This is a genomic window from Hyphococcus sp. (genome assembly GCF_965228385.1).
Taxonomy (GTDB): Bacteria; Pseudomonadota; Alphaproteobacteria; order Caulobacterales; family Parvularculaceae; genus Hyphococcus.
On the sequence record NZ_OZ245810.1, the window covers coordinates 2,967,864 to 2,982,420 of the forward strand.

The 14,557-nt window shown below is 57.1% G+C and carries 13 protein-coding genes; 4 read left to right on the plus strand and 9 right to left on the minus strand.

Translation table 11 applies throughout. The annotated features are described in order from the left end of the window. Nucleotides 1–62: 62 nt before the first annotated feature. The gene (locus tag ACQK2Q_RS13750) at nt 63–1,238 is read right to left on the minus strand and encodes an acetyl-CoA C-acetyltransferase (protein ID WP_425410312.1); all 1,176 of its coding nucleotides are present in this window, start codon (nt 1,236–1,238) and stop codon (nt 63–65) included. 226 nt (nt 1,239–1,464) lie between these two features. Here ACQK2Q_RS13750 and phaR point away from each other — a divergent pair, with 226 nt between their 5' ends. Next, nucleotides 1,465–2,073 carry a polyhydroxyalkanoate synthesis repressor PhaR gene (gene phaR / locus ACQK2Q_RS13755; protein ID WP_425410313.1) on the plus strand — a complete coding sequence of 203 codons (609 nt, stop codon included), beginning with the start codon at nt 1,465–1,467 and terminating at the stop codon, nt 2,071–2,073. 8 nt (nt 2,074–2,081) lie between these two features. On the opposite strand, the gene ACQK2Q_RS13760 is transcribed toward phaR, so the two are convergent. Next, a complete protein-coding gene (locus tag ACQK2Q_RS13760; protein ID WP_425410314.1) occupies nt 2,082–3,860 on the minus strand; it encodes an EAL domain-containing protein in 1,779 nt (592 codons plus the stop codon). A gap of 98 nt (nt 3,861–3,958) precedes the next feature. Here ACQK2Q_RS13760 and ACQK2Q_RS13765 point away from each other — a divergent pair, with 98 nt between their 5' ends. Next, entirely contained in the window at nt 3,959–4,207 is a 249-nt protein-coding gene (locus ACQK2Q_RS13765) for a hypothetical protein (RefSeq protein ID WP_425410315.1), read from the plus strand. A 42-nt stretch (nt 4,208–4,249) separates the two neighbouring features. Here the strand turns inward: ACQK2Q_RS13765 and ACQK2Q_RS13770 are convergent, their stop codons facing one another. Both ACQK2Q_RS13770 and ACQK2Q_RS13775 read right to left on the minus strand, forming a co-directional pair. Then, nucleotides 4,250–4,669 carry a hypothetical protein gene (locus ACQK2Q_RS13770; RefSeq protein ID WP_425410316.1) on the minus strand — a complete coding sequence of 140 codons (420 nt, stop codon included), beginning with the start codon at nt 4,667–4,669 and terminating at the stop codon, nt 4,250–4,252. A 95-nt stretch (nt 4,670–4,764) separates the two neighbouring features. Further along, complete coding sequence (locus ACQK2Q_RS13775) at nt 4,765–5,562, minus strand: glycosyltransferase family 2 protein (protein WP_425410317.1); 798 nt, start codon at nt 5,560–5,562, stop codon at nt 4,765–4,767. Nucleotides 5,563–5,650: 88 nt separating this feature from the next. Between ACQK2Q_RS13775 and ACQK2Q_RS13780 the strand changes: the two genes are divergently transcribed. Further along, a complete protein-coding gene (locus ACQK2Q_RS13780; protein ID WP_425410318.1) occupies nt 5,651–7,309 on the plus strand; it encodes an ArnT family glycosyltransferase in 1,659 nt (552 codons plus the stop codon). Nucleotides 7,310–7,313: 4 nt separating this feature from the next. After that, complete coding sequence (locus ACQK2Q_RS13785) at nt 7,314–8,816, plus strand: ArnT family glycosyltransferase (protein WP_425410319.1); 1,503 nt, start codon at nt 7,314–7,316, stop codon at nt 8,814–8,816. On the opposite strand, the gene ACQK2Q_RS13790 is transcribed toward ACQK2Q_RS13785, so the two are convergent. From ACQK2Q_RS13790 to yidD, 5 genes are all read right to left on the minus strand, one after another. Then, complete coding sequence (locus ACQK2Q_RS13790) at nt 8,807–9,841, minus strand: glycosyltransferase family 2 protein (protein ID WP_425410320.1); 1,035 nt, start codon at nt 9,839–9,841, stop codon at nt 8,807–8,809. The two genes, ACQK2Q_RS13785 and ACQK2Q_RS13790, sit on opposite strands and share 10 nt — an antisense overlap. Further along, the gene (locus ACQK2Q_RS13795) at nt 9,810–11,081 is read right to left on the minus strand and encodes an O-antigen ligase family protein (RefSeq protein ID WP_425410321.1); all 1,272 of its coding nucleotides are present in this window, start codon (nt 11,079–11,081) and stop codon (nt 9,810–9,812) included. Before ACQK2Q_RS13795 ends, ACQK2Q_RS13790 begins: the two co-directional genes overlap by 32 nt. A 12-nt stretch (nt 11,082–11,093) precedes the next feature. Beyond that, a complete protein-coding gene (gene thrS, locus ACQK2Q_RS13800) occupies nt 11,094–13,058 on the minus strand; it encodes a threonine--tRNA ligase (RefSeq protein WP_425410322.1) in 1,965 nt (654 codons plus the stop codon). Nucleotides 13,059–13,085: 27 nt separating this feature from the next. Beyond that, nucleotides 13,086–13,934 (minus strand): ATP-grasp domain-containing protein, encoded by an 849-nt coding sequence (locus ACQK2Q_RS13805; protein WP_425410323.1) that lies wholly within the window; start codon nt 13,932–13,934, stop codon nt 13,086–13,088. Between the two features lie 116 nt (nt 13,935–14,050). Continuing rightward, nucleotides 14,051–14,365 carry a membrane protein insertion efficiency factor YidD gene (gene yidD / locus ACQK2Q_RS13810; RefSeq protein WP_425410324.1) on the minus strand — a complete coding sequence of 105 codons (315 nt, stop codon included), beginning with the start codon at nt 14,363–14,365 and terminating at the stop codon, nt 14,051–14,053. Nucleotides 14,366–14,557 lie beyond the last annotated feature (192 nt).

A 14,557-nucleotide genomic window follows, 5' to 3' on the forward strand; every position in this document is an offset into this window, starting at 1 on the left:
CGGACATTGCGCCGGCTTGTTAAAATACGCGACCATTGATGCGCCCTTGCGGCCGCTACTGGCTAGCGTTCAACACAAAGCGCCACGCCCATGCCCCCGCCAATGCACAATGTGGCGAGCCCTTTGGATTTGCCCGAACGCTGCAATTCGTAGAGCAGCGTCGTCAGAATACGCGCGCCGGACGCGCCAATGGGGTGACCGATGGCGATCGCGCCGCCATTGACGTTGACCTTGTCAGCGTCCCAGCCAAGTTCCTTGCCGACCGCCAGCGCCTGCGCCGCGAAAGCTTCATTCGCCTCGATCAGATCCAGATCATCAAGGCGCCAGCCGGCTTTTTCAAGCGCCATGCGCGACGCCGGCGCGGGACCGATGCCCATGAGGGACGGATCGACGCCGCAATGGGCCCATGATGCGATGCGCGCCAGCGGCTCAAGCCCGCGCTTTTCAGCTTCTTTTTCCGACATGACGAGAATTGCCGCAGCGCCGTCATTGAGACCGGATGCATTTGCCGCCGTCACCGAGCCGCCTTCGCGTTTAAACGCAGGCTTCAGGCCTGAGACATTGTCGATGCTGACGCCCTCGCGAATATACTCGTCTTCCTGGAAAACGGTTTCGCCTTTCCGGGTCTTGATCACCACGGGAACGATCTCATCCTTGAATTTACCGTCTTTTTTCGCGGCTTCCGCCTTGTTCTGGCTGGCGACCGCGAACGCATCCTGGTCTTCGCGGCTGATCTGGTATTTTTCCGCCAGATTCTCCGCCGTCTGACCCATATGATAATCGTTGAAAGCGTCCCAGAGACCATCGACGATCATACTGTCGACAAAATTTTTGGGGCCCATTTTTACGCCGTCGCGTAAATGCGCGACATGCGGGGCAAGCGACATATTTTCATGTCCGCCAGCAACAACAGCTGACGCATCGCCCAAGCGCACCGCCTGCGCGGCCATGGCCACGGCCCGAAGGCCCGATCCGCAGACCTGATTGATGGTCATTGCAGGCGTTTCCTTGGGAATGCCCGCGCCAATGGAGGCCTGTCGCGCCGTATTCTGTCCCTGTCCCGCCTGAAGAACGTGGCCCATAACGGTTTCGCTCACATCCTCGCCGGAAACGCCCGCCCGTTCCAGCGCCGCTGCAATGACCGTCTGTCCCAGCGTCGCCGCTGGAACGCTCGCCAGCGAGCCGCCGAAAGACCCCACGCCGGTACGCGCCGCCGAAACAATAACTGCTCCGCTCATAAAACCTCCACACCTTTCAAATACACGCTTGTCAGGCCGACCAGATTACACACTGCGGCCGCGAGAAACGCGAAGAATAAACGATCTCAATGGCTTAACTGCGATAAAACTTTGTTCTACCGCGTATGCAAAACCTAATTTCATGCTATAGCATGATTAGCAAGTGCACAAAAAGCATGCAGTGCATCAAATGCAGCGCTGCAAATGGCACGGGAGGGTATCGAATATGGCTGACAAGACCAAAGGCCGCTCAAAAGCCGATGGCGATGCGATCGTCATCAAAAAATACGCAAACCGCCGTCTCTACAACACGGCGAGTTCGTCATACGTAACGCTCGATTTTCTGGCTGAAATGGTGAAGGAAGGCGAAGATTTTGTCGTTTTTGACGCCAAATCCGGCGACGACATCACGCGCTCTGTTCTCACGCAGATTATTTTCGAGGAAGAAAGCAAAGGCCAGAATCTTCTGCCCATCCAGTTTTTGCGGCAATTGATAAAATTCTACGGCGACAGTCTCCAGTCCTTTGTGCCCTCCTATCTGGAAATGAGCATGGACGCCTTTTCGAAAAATCAGGAAGAAATGCGCGCGCGCATGCGCGACACATTCGGCGGCGCGCCCGGTTACGGCATGTTCGAAGAGAGCGTTCGCAAGAACATGGAGCTGTATGAACAGGCGATGAAAATGTTCTCGCCAATGGGCGCCGCCTATGCCGCGCCAAAATCCGCCGGCGCAAATGCGGGCGCGCAAAAAGACAGCGACGACATCAATGCGTTGAAGGACCAGTTGTCCGCGCTCAAGGAAAAACTTGATCGTCTTGAAAGCGACGATACGTAATTCGCCAGTTAGATTCGCTCGGCGCGTTGCGGCGTATCATTGGGCGCGCCTTGCGGCAGCCATGCAGGATTTGTTTCAGGCTTGCCAAGCAGATAACCTTGCAGAAAGTCGACGCCAAGGCCTTTCAGCAGCATGGCGTCGGCTTCATTATCGACCCATTCCGCCACTGTCTGCATGCCGAAATTACGCGCCAGGTCCAAAAGCGTGCGCACGAAAAGCTGATTCTCACGCGAGGCTGAAACGCCGGTGACAAACGAACCGTCGATTTTCAGAATATCGATATCCATCGCTTTGAGATTCCGGAAAGACGTATATCCCGCGCCGAAGTCGTCAATGCCGAAAGAGCAACCAAGTTTTTTGATTTCAGAGACGAACTCGATCGAAGCGTCGATAGCGTCAATCACCTGTGTCTCCGTCAGTTCAACCGTAATGCGATTGGCCAGGTCCTGATTGGCGCGCAGAAGCGCGATATATCCTTCGGCCCAGACGAAGTCTTTCACCGTCTCCATGGAAATGTTCACATTGAGATGAATGTCCGGGCAGACCGCAAGCGTGTTCATAGCGAGTTCAAGAACACGCCGGTCTAGCAAATGCACAAGACCAAGACGTTCTGAGGCGGGAATAAATTCCGGCGCCGGGATGTTCTGACCGTCTTCGCCGAGCATGCGGATCAGGCATTCGAATTTTTTCGGCGTTTCACCGAGGTCGCTGACAATCGGCTGGAAAGCCAGGCGGATGCGACGTTCGTTGAGCGCGGTCAGAATGACGTCCGACATATGCGAATTGCGGCGGCGCATACTGACGGCGTCCGTCTTTTCGCTGAAGGCGGACCAGCTCGACTTGCCGATGCGTTTGGCGGCGTCAAGAGCGGCTTCGGCCCGCGTCATAGCGGCGTATGAATCGCCCGCCTGCTCGGGAAGACGCACTGCCCCGAGACAAATGGAGGCGGCGACAGCGCCGCCCTTGGCCTCGATAACATGCTCGCGCACGACGTTCAGGAACCGCACGCAAAGCTGGCGCAATTGTTCTTCATCGCAGTCCGCGATGATAATGCCGAATTTCGTTCCGGCGACGCGGCCAATCTGATCGTTCGGTCCTAAAAGGCTTTCTAATCGGTTCGCCACTTCGACGATCACCATATCAGCCGCTTCGAAACCGAAATCGGCGTTCACGGCGCCGACATCATCAACGCCCGCCATAAGATAGGCGCCGGTGGTTTCACCGGATGCAAGTCGGTCAATTTGTTCGTCGAGCACCTTGCGCAAATATGCACGATTGGAAATACCGGTTAGGTCATCATTGATGGCGAGTCTTGAAAGCTCCGCTTCGCGCTGTTTGCGGTTTTCAATAGAACGAATAACCCCGATGAGCCGTCTCTGGGGACCGGCGCCGATCCATCCGCCGCGCTCCTCAACCCAGTCGCCTGCGTGGTCGTTCGTTTTCAGACGGTATTCACACGCATAACTATCCTGATCGCCGGCGAAGGCGCTGGCGCGCTCTGAATCTTCCTGGCCATATATCCTGGACGTGAATTCTTTAGCGGTAGCTGCGAGATCTCGGCCGTTAACGGCCAGAATCCGCGCCGCCGCGTCTTCGTCCGACCATTTCAGATCGTCGGCCTCTGGATTATATTCAAACATTGTCTGCAGGCCTTGATCGCCTTGAGACATGCTTGAACGACTCTCGCCGGAGTCATACGAAACCGCTGACGGCGCCTGCGCCACGTCGCCATGCTTTATGCCAGGGAACGCTTTCGCGTTTTCTACCATTAAACCCACTTTCGCCATTGCCTGAAAACCTTACACGCCAAGCCGTAAATAAAATTTGAAACGCCATACGTTCTCTGATGAAATAGGCGCGGCGCCGTTATTGCGTTTCACCCGTTATGAAAGAAATTATTAACCTTCCGGTTTTGAACAGCGCCCGCAGACAACGGCTGGCGGCGCGGTCGATTGCGACGAGAAATATGGCGCAATTACCGACGACCAGCGCGGAGCCCGCAGTGAAAGCGACGCTCATTCCACTAACATCCAGCCGCCGCGCGCATGCGCCATCGCCGAAGGCCGGGGTCTATTCCCAAATTGAAACGCGCGCGTCCCAATACGGGGCGCACGCGCTGGATGTTTATTATTAAATTTTGAAATCCGTCGCCGCTTCAATCGAGGCGTGACGCCAGCTAACCGACGCCGCCCCCGACCGCCAGATCGCGCCGGGCCGTCACTGTCGTCACAATAAAGCCGGCCATGAAATCGAGAAACGTCATCGACATGTAAAGGAAGAAAACGGAATTGCCGAACCCTTCTACGATGATGAAAAGCAGCAAGGCCACGACAAAAACCACGACCGAAAGCGCGTGGTTCATAATGGACTCAGAACCAGTCTTGGTCGATCGTAAGAGCTCGACAAAAAGCAAACCCATACTGGCCAGTAAAAATACATCGCCCCAGCTTACGTCCCATATATCGCCGGAAACCATCGGCAACTGAACGAATGTGACCTCGTACCAGGGAATGGTCGCGGTCCCGACCGCGCCCGTGAGCGATAAAATCGCGAAGACAATCAAGCTGATCGCCAGCAAGGGAAACATTTGATACATGAGACGAAAATCCTTCTTTTTTCGCCGCCCCCCGAATAGCACGCCAGCGGCCTCATCTGATTTATCTTAACACGGGACCCGGCAGGCGCAAAAACTCATTTCCGCGCCGATTCAGTAATCTTTCCGGGGTTTTTTGCACGCGCCAGTAGCCACAACACCCCAAAAATATCGCGAAAGGCGACCACGAGCCGGCCAAAATTCGAGTATTTCGAGCGCCCATGTGCACGCGCGCGATGGCCGACCGGCGCAAAAATGACGCTGTAGCCTTCACGTTTCATCAGCGCCGGCAAATAGCGATGCATGTGATCGAAATAAGGCAAATTCAGATAGGCGTCGCGGCGAAAGACTTTCAGCCCGCAGCCTGTGTCCGCCGAACCGTCTCGCAGCAACCTGCGCCGCAGGGCGTTCGCTGCGCGCGAAGCCCATTTCTTCGCCGCCCTGTCTTTGCGCGCCACCCTCTCTCCCGCCACCATGTCTGCGCCGCTTTCGTCAAATTTCACCAGCAGCGCGGGAATGTCGGCGGGATCGTTCTGCCCATCGCCGTCCAGCATCGCCGTCACCGCGCCGCGGGCCGCCAAAACACCGGTGCGCAACGCACGGCTCTGACCCGCGTTTTTTTCATGCGAAATGATACGAAGTTGGGGAAACTGATCCTGGGCCTTTTTCAGCACCACAAGCGTGTCATCCGCGGACGCATCGTCAACGATGATAATTTCGTGGTCCATATGCGACAGGGCCGCTGCAATTTCCGCGACAAGCGCCGCCGCCCCGCCCGCCTCGTTCAACATGGGCGCAACGACGCTGAGACCAGGCGCGGGCCCGCCTGACGTTGACATTTCCATATCGTTTCTCGCATTCCCGCCCATCAATGGCACATAGCCGACCCGCGCCAATTGGTCACCTCCTGCTGTGATCAAACGCGCAGCAAGACAAAATCGGACCGCGCGGCTAAGTTAACGCAGAAGAGGGGGGTGATCTGACATGACGCCGGTATTTCGCGATCTGCGCATCATTATCGTCGCTGTCTTCGCCCTTTTTACGGGCGCGGCGGGGATATGGTCCCTGCCTCCGCTTGATCGCGACGAGGCCCGCTTTGCGCAGGCGACCGCGCAGATGCTGGAGAGCGGCGATTTTATCGCGATCCGCTTTCAGGAGGATGAGCGCAATAAAAAACCGGCTGGAATTCACTGGCTCCAGGCGGCGAGCGTTTCCGCGTTATCCGCTGAGAGTGAGCGTCAGATCTGGGCCTACCGCATACCATCACTCATCGGCGCTGTTTTCGCAGCAGTTTTTACATATCTCGCCGCCCTACGCCTTTACGACGCCCGCACAGCGCTGGTCGCGGCACTATTGCTCGCCAGCGCGCCTGTCGTCGCCGCCGAGAGCACCATCGCAAAGACGGACGGCATGCTGCTCGGGCTGGTCTGCCTCGCGCAGCTGGCGTTCATCCATATTTATGCGCGCGCGGAGGAAAGTCAGCGCAAAACGTGGCGATGGCCTTTACTATTCTGGGGCGCGCACGGAGCGGCGGCGCTGATTAAAGGACCGATTGCGCCCATGGTGTCACTGCTGACCGGCGCAGGTCTTTTCGCCGCAAAGCGCAACATGAGATGGCTTCAGGCCATGCGGCCCGTGTCAGGGTTTTTCATCCTGGCGTTGATAACTGCGCCATGGGTGATTGCGATCGGCCTCGCGACTGAAGGCCGGTTTTTCACCGACGCCATCGGCGGCGATATGCTGGGTAAAGTCGGCGGCGCGCAGGAAGGTCATTACGGTCCGCCTGGCTATCATAGCGTTCTGTTATGGCTCTTGTTCTGGCCGGCGAGTGCGCTGATCATTCCCGGCTTGCTTGTCGCCTGGCGCGAACGGGACGACTGGCGCAGCCGGTTTCTTCTCGCATGGATCATTCCGGCATGGATCGTTTTTGAAATCGCGGCGACAAAGCTGCCGCATTACACAATGCCGCTTTATCCTGCCCTCGCAATTCTGGCGGCCCGCGTTGCGACCGGGCCTGGCGTTAAAATTCAATGGGCGGCGCGTGTTGGCGCGGCTGTTTATATAGCAGTCGGGTTAACCGCAGCAGGTCTGCTTGCGGCGTTGCCTGTGTATTTCAGCGCCGCGCCCTTGCAACTGGCATGTTTTGCTATCGCAAGTTTGGTCGCGCTGGGAACAGTGCTGATCGGCGCCCTGTTCTGGCGCGGCCGTCGTTATGCGGGCGCGCTCTCCGCCGCCGGCCTTGCTGCGCTTTACGCCTGGATCGTTATGACAACCGTTCTGCCGGGACTTTCCAGTCTTGCTGTTTCGCCGCGTCTGTCGACGGCGCTTGAAATTGCAGGGCGCCATCCCCTGCATGATGACGCCCCCCCAACGGCGCTTGTCGGATACAACGAACCTTCTGCGGTTTTCCTGCTGGGAACGCAAACAGCACTGACCAACGCGAGCCATGCCGCGGCGTTGTTAAATTCAGGCGCTGCGGGCGCCGCAATCATCGAACAACGCCATGAGGCGGCGTTTCAAAACGCCTTGTCCGGCGCTGGCGCGCTCCCGCTTGCCGTGATCGACGGGCTCAATTACTCCAACGGCGATGAGGTCTCGCTCACCATTTACGTGTTGCGACCGCCTGAACCCGCTGAACAGTAGTTTGATGCAGACCGTTCCTGACAACACTCCCCTGCTTTCGGCGCGATGGCGTTCTTTCTGGGCTATCGCCGGCGCCGTCACTGTGCTGCGTATCATAGTGCTGGTTTTCTCACAGGCGGAACTTGGACCGGATGAAGCGCAATACTGGTACTGGTCGCGCGATCTTGCATTTGGTTATTTTTCAAAGCCGCCCCTGATCGCCTGGGCGATTGGCGCAACCACGGCTCTTTTCGGGAATGGCGAATGGGCGGTGCGCCTCTCGGCGCCGCTCTTCCATTTTGGCGCGGCGAGTTTTCTTTATCTCATCGCCCGCGACGTCTTCGACAGACGCATCGCGTTTTGGACCGGGCTCGGCTGGCTCACAATTCCCGGCGTTATTTTATCCTCTTTCATAATCGCCACCGATGCGCCGCTTTTGTTTTTCTGGTCCGCCGCGCTTTATTTTCTATTTCGGATAGTCAGCGCCGAGCAGCCGGCGCGCCGCGATTTCGCAAGACTCGGCGCCGCCATCGGCCTCGGTCTCCTGTCGAAATACGCCATGATGTACTTCATCGCCGGGATCGTCATCTCTCTGGCGTTTGCCCCGCTCAGGCAAAAAATTCTCCGCCCGGCGATTGGCTGGACGGTGCTCATCGCTCTTATTCTCTTCGCCCCGAACATTATCTGGAATTTGCAGCATGATTTTCAGACTCTCTCGCACACAGCAGCCAACGCCAACTGGGGCGCCTCGCTGTTTAAACCGCTAAGCCTTGTTGAATTTATAGGCGGGCAATTCCTGGTGTTCGGCCTTATACCATTTGGCGCACTGATCATTTTAATCACCCGCACAAAGCCGGGCGGATGGGATCGCGATAATCTTTTGCTGATTGTTTTCGCGCTCACGCCCCTGCTTGTTGTCGCAGCCCAGGCGTTTATCTCCCGCGCGCACGCCAACTGGGCCGCCGCCGCCTACCCCGCCGCTTTGCTCATTGTCACCGGATTTCTTTTCCGGTCGGGTCTTGGATGGCTCGCAAAGGCGAGCGTTATCCTGCACGCATTTTTACTGACCGTTTTTTCCATAGGCGTACTGAATCTTCGCTTCGCTGACGCCGTCGGCGGCGCGCGCGCGGTACAAGATCTGCGCGGCTGGGAAGAGCAGACGGCGGCGATAGCGGCGCGCGGCCAAGGCTACGACGCCATTCTTATTGATGACCGGTATTTGATTTCGGAAATGCTCTATTACCAGCGCCATGCAAATACCGAAATCGCAGCGCTCGATCCGAACGCCAGCGTCAGCCATCATTTCGAAGCCTTCAAAGCCTTTGAACCGGAGCGTCACAAACGGGTCCTTTTCGTCACGACGAGAGATGACGACGCCCATGTCAATTACCGCTTTCGCTCAATCGAGCGGCTTGGCGGCGTTAAAGCCTTAAATGGATCTAGCAAGCCGCGTCGCTATACACTCTACGCGCTTGAGGATTACGTTCCTCCTGGTCCGGGACGCAGACAATTACGCGATCAACGCTGAGACTGGCGCCGCGATATCGAGCGAGCGCGCCTGACGCCGCTTCCGCCGCGCCGCGCGCGAAAGCCGGCAAGACGAAATATTTTCAAGAACGCCCTTTTTACGAACAGCAGCCCGAATGCGATCCACAACGCGCCATCCACAAACCACAGAAAAGGTTTCGGATATGCGTGTGAGAAATGCGTGTGAAAATAGCGTATAATCCCCGCGGTTTTACGCGCTTCGATACGCACCGGGTTGGCGCGGCTCGAACTTTTGAAATGGAGAACAGATACAGCCGGATTGAAATAGATATGTCCGCCCGCCTTCGCAAATCGCAGACAGAAATCCACATCTTCCACATGCAGAAAATAGCGTTCATCCATGCCGTCAACAGCGTCGAAATCCTCTCTCGGCAACAGCATGACTGCGCCGGATAGCGTCGGCACTTCGATAAGACCCTGAGGACATTCGTCTGTATGCATATTGAACCGGCGAAAATAAGGGTGTCCCGGCGCCAGCTTGTAAAGCCGGGTCAATTCTACAAACGCTGTCCACGGCGTTAATACGCGCCGGCGCGACCCCTGCTGCTCTTCGCCGTCCGGGCCGACCAGTTTTGCGCCCATCAACCATGGCTGTTCAATATCGCGCGCATCGGCCAACAGGCGGGACACGCTGTCAGGCTGCATAATTGCGTCTGGATTAATAAAAAGCAGCAACTTGCCGCTCGAATGGCTAACGCCGAGATTGCAGCCGGCGGCGAAGCCGATATTGCCATGCCCGGATACAAGTTTCACAGACGGCGCGCCTTTAGAAGAAGTCGCCGCGTCGGCGTGCCCCGGAAAGTTTCCGTTATCGACAATAATAATTTCTGCAATATCGGGCTGCGCACGCAAGGCTTCAATCGATCGCGCGAGCACCGGCCCTGTGAAATAGCTCACCACAATCGCGGAAACTGTGGGCGCGCCCTGATGTTGCAAATCGGCCTGCACGCCGCTCACCTCGTGAAACTCTTGTTCAGCGTTTTTCCAGTCTATGCGCCAGGGCAATTCCGCCTGCGGCGAGGCCCATCGCCGCCAGACGCCAGACCTGCCACAAACTTCCCTCCACCGTAATCGAAATCAGCACCGCCGCAAACGCGCCCAGTATCGCCGCGCCGACAGCCTTCGACATGCTTGCGCGTAACAGGGATTTCATCCCGAAAAAGATGAACAGCGCAAGCGCTGCAACACCCTGAACGCCCAGTTCAAGCCATATCTGAATAAACAAATTATGCGGATGGTTCGGAATTACCGATAAAGGCGCCGCAGATCCGGGCACCGAAATCATTGGCGCTGTTTCGTTCCATATGCGCGCATAGTCTGCGCCAAAGCCGAACGGCAATCCCTTAAACGCTTCGACGCTGGACGCATGCCATATGGCGAGGCGGTGGAGTGACGACGACGCGCCCGCAAGCTGGCGGTCCGACAATGTTTCACTTGCCGTTACATAAATAGCGTCTACCGGCGCCAGCGCCGCAAAGACCGGAAACAGCAACAAGGCGGCGATCGCGCCGCAACCGGCAAGGCGCAGCATGAACCGCCGATATTCCAGCGCCAGCAACGCCGCGATCAAGCCCGCCCCTATGGCGACTATGTTGGCGCTGACATCGTTCATGAACGCAGCTGTAACGCCGATGGCCAGAATGCCGGCAGCCGCGCCCCGCGACCAGATGCGAACCGCAATCGCGGCCGCAGGAAATAGCGCGGGCGCCAGCGCAGTGACGCCGCGCCCGAGCGAGATAATATCCCGCGCGCCGCCGGGCGAGGCATCCTTAGGCGGAAGAATATCACGCAAATAGCCGCCGCTGGCCCCCTCAATCGCGAGAATAATCATGCCGCCGGCAATCGCGAGAGAAAAAGCGCGCCCCAGCCGCCACGCCCATTCGCGTGAAAGGTTGAGCGAAAACCAGACAACTGATCCGGCCACCAGCGCAGGCGCCAGCACCCACAGGAAAAGACTGTAGTGATGCTTCGGCGACCAGAACCCTGACAGGAAAATCCAGAAGCAAAAAAAGAGTAGCGCCACGAACCCTGCAAACAAGGGATCCTTAAGGCTTGGATGGTCAAGGAGTTTCCCCAGCGCCGCTTGCCAGAAATCGCCCCGCAAAAACGCCGGCAAGCTCGCAAGTAAAAGCCACGGCGCGACCCCGCGATGTCCGAATACGGCGAGCGCCGGCAACAGAAAAAACAGACCGTACAGCCAGAGACGGCTTGCCCGGTCGCGCCTTTCTCGCCAACTGAACTGCATAGGAACTATCCGCTATGCGCGCTTCAGATCAGGCGCGCGCGATTCATCGCGGAGCGCTTGCACGGCCTCATCCAGCAACATTGACTCCTGGTCTTTCGACCCGAGCCGCCGCAACGACACTTTTCTTTCTTCGGCCTCGCGCGCGCCGACAACGGCGATGACCGGAATTTTGGCGTGAGAATGTTCACGCACCTTGTAATTGATTTTTTCCGCCCGGATATCGAGTTCGACGCGCAAGCCCGCCGCCTCCAGCGCCGATGCGACCTCAGTTGCATAATCGTCTGCCGCCGAAGTGATCGTCGTCACAACGATCTGCGCCGGCGACAGCCACAAGGGAAGCCGGCCTGCATAGTGCTCGATCAGCAATCCGATGAATCGTTCAAAAGTGCCGAAGACCGCGCGATGGAGCATTACTGGCCGCTGGCGCGCACCGCTTTCATCGACGTAACTCGCATCGAGACGTTCGGGCAGCACGTAATCAAGCTGGAAGGTTCCCGCCTGCCATGTGCGCCCGATGGCGTCGGTCAGATGAAACTCAAGCTTGGGCCCATAAAAAGCCCCCTCGCCCTCGGCGATGTCGAATTCAAGCCCGGCGGCGGTCAGCGCATCGGAAAGCGCCTTTTCAGCCCGATCCCAGCTCGCATCATCGCCGGCGCGCATTTCCGGCCGGGTCGCCAGCCTATAGGCGATATCGGTAAGGCCCATATCTTTATATACGCGGGCGAACAAATCGAGAAAGCGTTTGGTCTCTTCGCCCAGTTGATCCTCACGGCAAAAGATATGCGCGTCATCCTGAGTCATCTGACGTACGCGCATGAGCCCGTGCAGCGCTCCATGCGCTTCGTTGCGGTGACAGCAGCCGAACTCAGCCATGCGGATCGGCAGGTCGCGATAGGATTTGATGCCCTGCCGGAAAATCTGCACATGCGCCGGGCAGTTCATTGGTTTTAACGCCATCAAATCCGCCTCGCCGGTGAGGATTGGCGCATCATCGTCTGTTGACGGAATTTCATCAGGCACGACGAACATATTCTCGCGAAACTTGCCCCAGTGGCCCGACATTTCCCAAAGCTTCGCATCGAGAAGCTGCGGCGTCTTCACTTCCACATAACCGTCGGCGTCAAGCTGGCGGCGAATATACGCCTCCAGCTGGCGCCAGATAAGATAGCCTTTCGCATGCCAGAAAACCGAGCCTTGCGCTTCCTGCTGAAAATGGAACAGGTCCATTTCCTTTCCCAGCTTGCGGTGATCGCGCTTTTCCGCTTCTTCAAGGCGATGCAGATAGGCTTTGAGGTCTTTTTCATTCGCCCAGGCGGTGCCGTAAATTCGCTGTAGCATGGGGTTGCGATGATCGCCGCGCCAATAGGCTCCCGCTACTTTCATCAGCTTGAAGGCCTTGCCGATATGTTTCGTAGACGGAAGATGAGGGCCGCGGCAAAGGTCGTGCCAGTCGCCGTGAAAATAGATATTTATATTCTCGCCCTCGGGAAGATCAGCGATGATCTCGGCCTTGTAACGCTCGCCGATATCCTTGAAATGCCTGATCGCCTCATCACGGTCCCAGACTTCCTTGCGAGTCGGGCGGCCTTCCTCAACGATCTGGTTCATCCGCTTTTCGATCGCGGCGAGATCGTCAGAAGAAAACGGCTCTTCGCGCGCAAAGTCGTAAAAAAATCCGTCCTCAATATTCGGGCCGATGGTGACTTGCGTATCGGGATATAATTCCTGCACGGCCTGCGCCATCAGATGCGCTGTATCGTGGCGGATGATATCGAGCGCGTCTTCGTGTTCTCGGGTGACAATTTCAACCGACGCGTCCTTATCGATCGTATCGAAAAGATCGCGCACCTCGCCATCGACTTTCACCGCCAGCGCCTTCTTGGCGAGCGATTTGGAAATATTCTCGGCGATGTCCGTTCCCGTGACGGGGCCGTCGAATTGGCGTTGCGACCCATCGGGAAGTGTAATTGCGACCATGATTTTTGCTTCGTTTCTGATGCAGACTTATAGACGTTGAATGAGCGCCGCAGCGAGCCGCGCCGCGCCGTCAGGGCAATAGGTGAAAAACAGTTCCGGCTCAATCAGTTCGACTTCCATAAGCTGCATGCTCCCGTCAAGCAGAACGGCGTCGATCCTGGCGTATAAAGGCCTCCCCGGCACCATGGAGAGAATTTTGGAAGCCTGTGCGATCGCCCAGTCAGGCGGCGAAATGAGAGTTGTCGCGCCGCCAAACTCCGCCTGACAGCGGATATCGCCCTGTTTCGGCATTTTCGTCACGGCGTGCGTAAATTCGCCGCCCGCAAACATGAAAGAGGTTTCCCCTTCGGTCGTTATTTCGGGAATCAGCGCCTGCACCATCCCGGGCATCGCCATGACTTGCGCCGCGCGCTCAATGCCGTCCCTGTCCTCCCGGTGCACAATCGAAATCCCGCTTGCTGTGGCGCCGATTTCTGGCTTAACCACCGCCGTCGTCAGCCCGAGCGTATCCAACGCCGCAGCGATATGATCGGCGCGCGGCTCCACCCATCGCAGCGGCGCCATCGGCGCGCCGGCTTTTTCTAACTCAAGAAGATACTGTTTTGACAGGTTCCAGCGCATCAATTCAGGCGCGTTGAATATATGCGCGGCCGCCTCTTGCCGCTCCAGCCAGACAAGAAAGTCTTTTGGCTGCTGTTGATAGTCCCAGGTGGAGCGAATGATGACAGCGTCAGCGTTAGCGAACGCCGTCTGGCAGCCGTTCCACGGTGCGGCGCAAACATCTGCGCCGTACGCGCGCAGCGCCTCTGCGAAAATTTCATCGCTAGGCTGAAGCTCGGGAAAAGTCTTGCAAGTCGCGATGATGATAAGGGGCATTGGGAAAACGAATTCACATGTTGAAACATTGGCGACTGTAACGCATTAGCGCCAGCCATTATTCGCGCCATTCTGGCGCGACAAAAGCATTTTTTGAACCAGCGGACTGTAGACAATCAAGAAAACGGCTCAGCGGGGCCGTGCGTTTCCGTTTCCGGTCCGCACCGCTCTGTCCACGCCCAATCGCCAAGTTTCCAGAACTTCCATCCAACATCCGGCGTAGTGTCGGGCGGCGGATCATAGCCATGAGATCCCAGAGGGTGACATCGCACAAGCCGTGACACGGTCAGCCAGAATGCGCGTGCAAAACCAAGCCTGGCGAAGACCGTTGCGGCGTAGTGCGAGCACGACGGTTCATGCCGGCATCGCACGCCAAGCGCATAAAAAAGTGGAGACAATGAGCGGCGATAAAGCCAGATCGCGCCAATCATTATTCTGGATGCAACGTTCACAGATAACCTTGGGCCAGTTCTTTAAAAAATATGGTTAATGCGACCGAAAATTCCTAATATGTACACTGAAAATCTCCTTATCCGGATACGGTTTTCAACAGACTCGCCTGACGCGGGAAGTCGTTTGACAAGCTATCAATTCCACAATACCGAACTCTTTGTCTGGTGTGA

What these genes read in the sequence shown, in the direction of transcription:
- ACQK2Q_RS13750 (WP_425410312.1), bottom strand. Translation starts at nt 1,238, where the DNA reads ATGAGCGGAGCAGTTATTGTTTCGGCGGCGCGTACCGGCGTGGGGTCT.
- phaR (WP_425410313.1), top strand. Translation starts at nt 1,465, where the DNA reads ATGGCTGACAAGACCAAAGGCCGCTCAAAAGCCGATGGCGATGCGATC.
- ACQK2Q_RS13760 (WP_425410314.1), bottom strand. Translation starts at nt 3,860, where the DNA reads ATGGCGAAAGTGGGTTTAATGGTAGAAAACGCGAAAGCGTTCCCTGGC.
- ACQK2Q_RS13765 (WP_425410315.1), top strand. Translation starts at nt 3,959, where the DNA reads ATGAAAGAAATTATTAACCTTCCGGTTTTGAACAGCGCCCGCAGACAA.
- ACQK2Q_RS13770 (WP_425410316.1), bottom strand. Translation starts at nt 4,669, where the DNA reads ATGTATCAAATGTTTCCCTTGCTGGCGATCAGCTTGATTGTCTTCGCG.
- ACQK2Q_RS13780 (WP_425410318.1), top strand. Translation starts at nt 5,651, where the DNA reads ATGACGCCGGTATTTCGCGATCTGCGCATCATTATCGTCGCTGTCTTC.
- ACQK2Q_RS13785 (WP_425410319.1), top strand. Translation starts at nt 7,314, where the DNA reads ATGCAGACCGTTCCTGACAACACTCCCCTGCTTTCGGCGCGATGGCGT.
- ACQK2Q_RS13795 (WP_425410321.1), bottom strand. Translation starts at nt 11,081, where the DNA reads ATGCAGTTCAGTTGGCGAGAAAGGCGCGACCGGGCAAGCCGTCTCTGG.
- thrS (WP_425410322.1), bottom strand. Translation starts at nt 13,058, where the DNA reads ATGGTCGCAATTACACTTCCCGATGGGTCGCAACGCCAATTCGACGGC.
- ACQK2Q_RS13805 (WP_425410323.1), bottom strand. Translation starts at nt 13,934, where the DNA reads ATGCCCCTTATCATCATCGCGACTTGCAAGACTTTTCCCGAGCTTCAG.
- yidD (WP_425410324.1), bottom strand. Translation starts at nt 14,365, where the DNA reads ATGATTGGCGCGATCTGGCTTTATCGCCGCTCATTGTCTCCACTTTTT.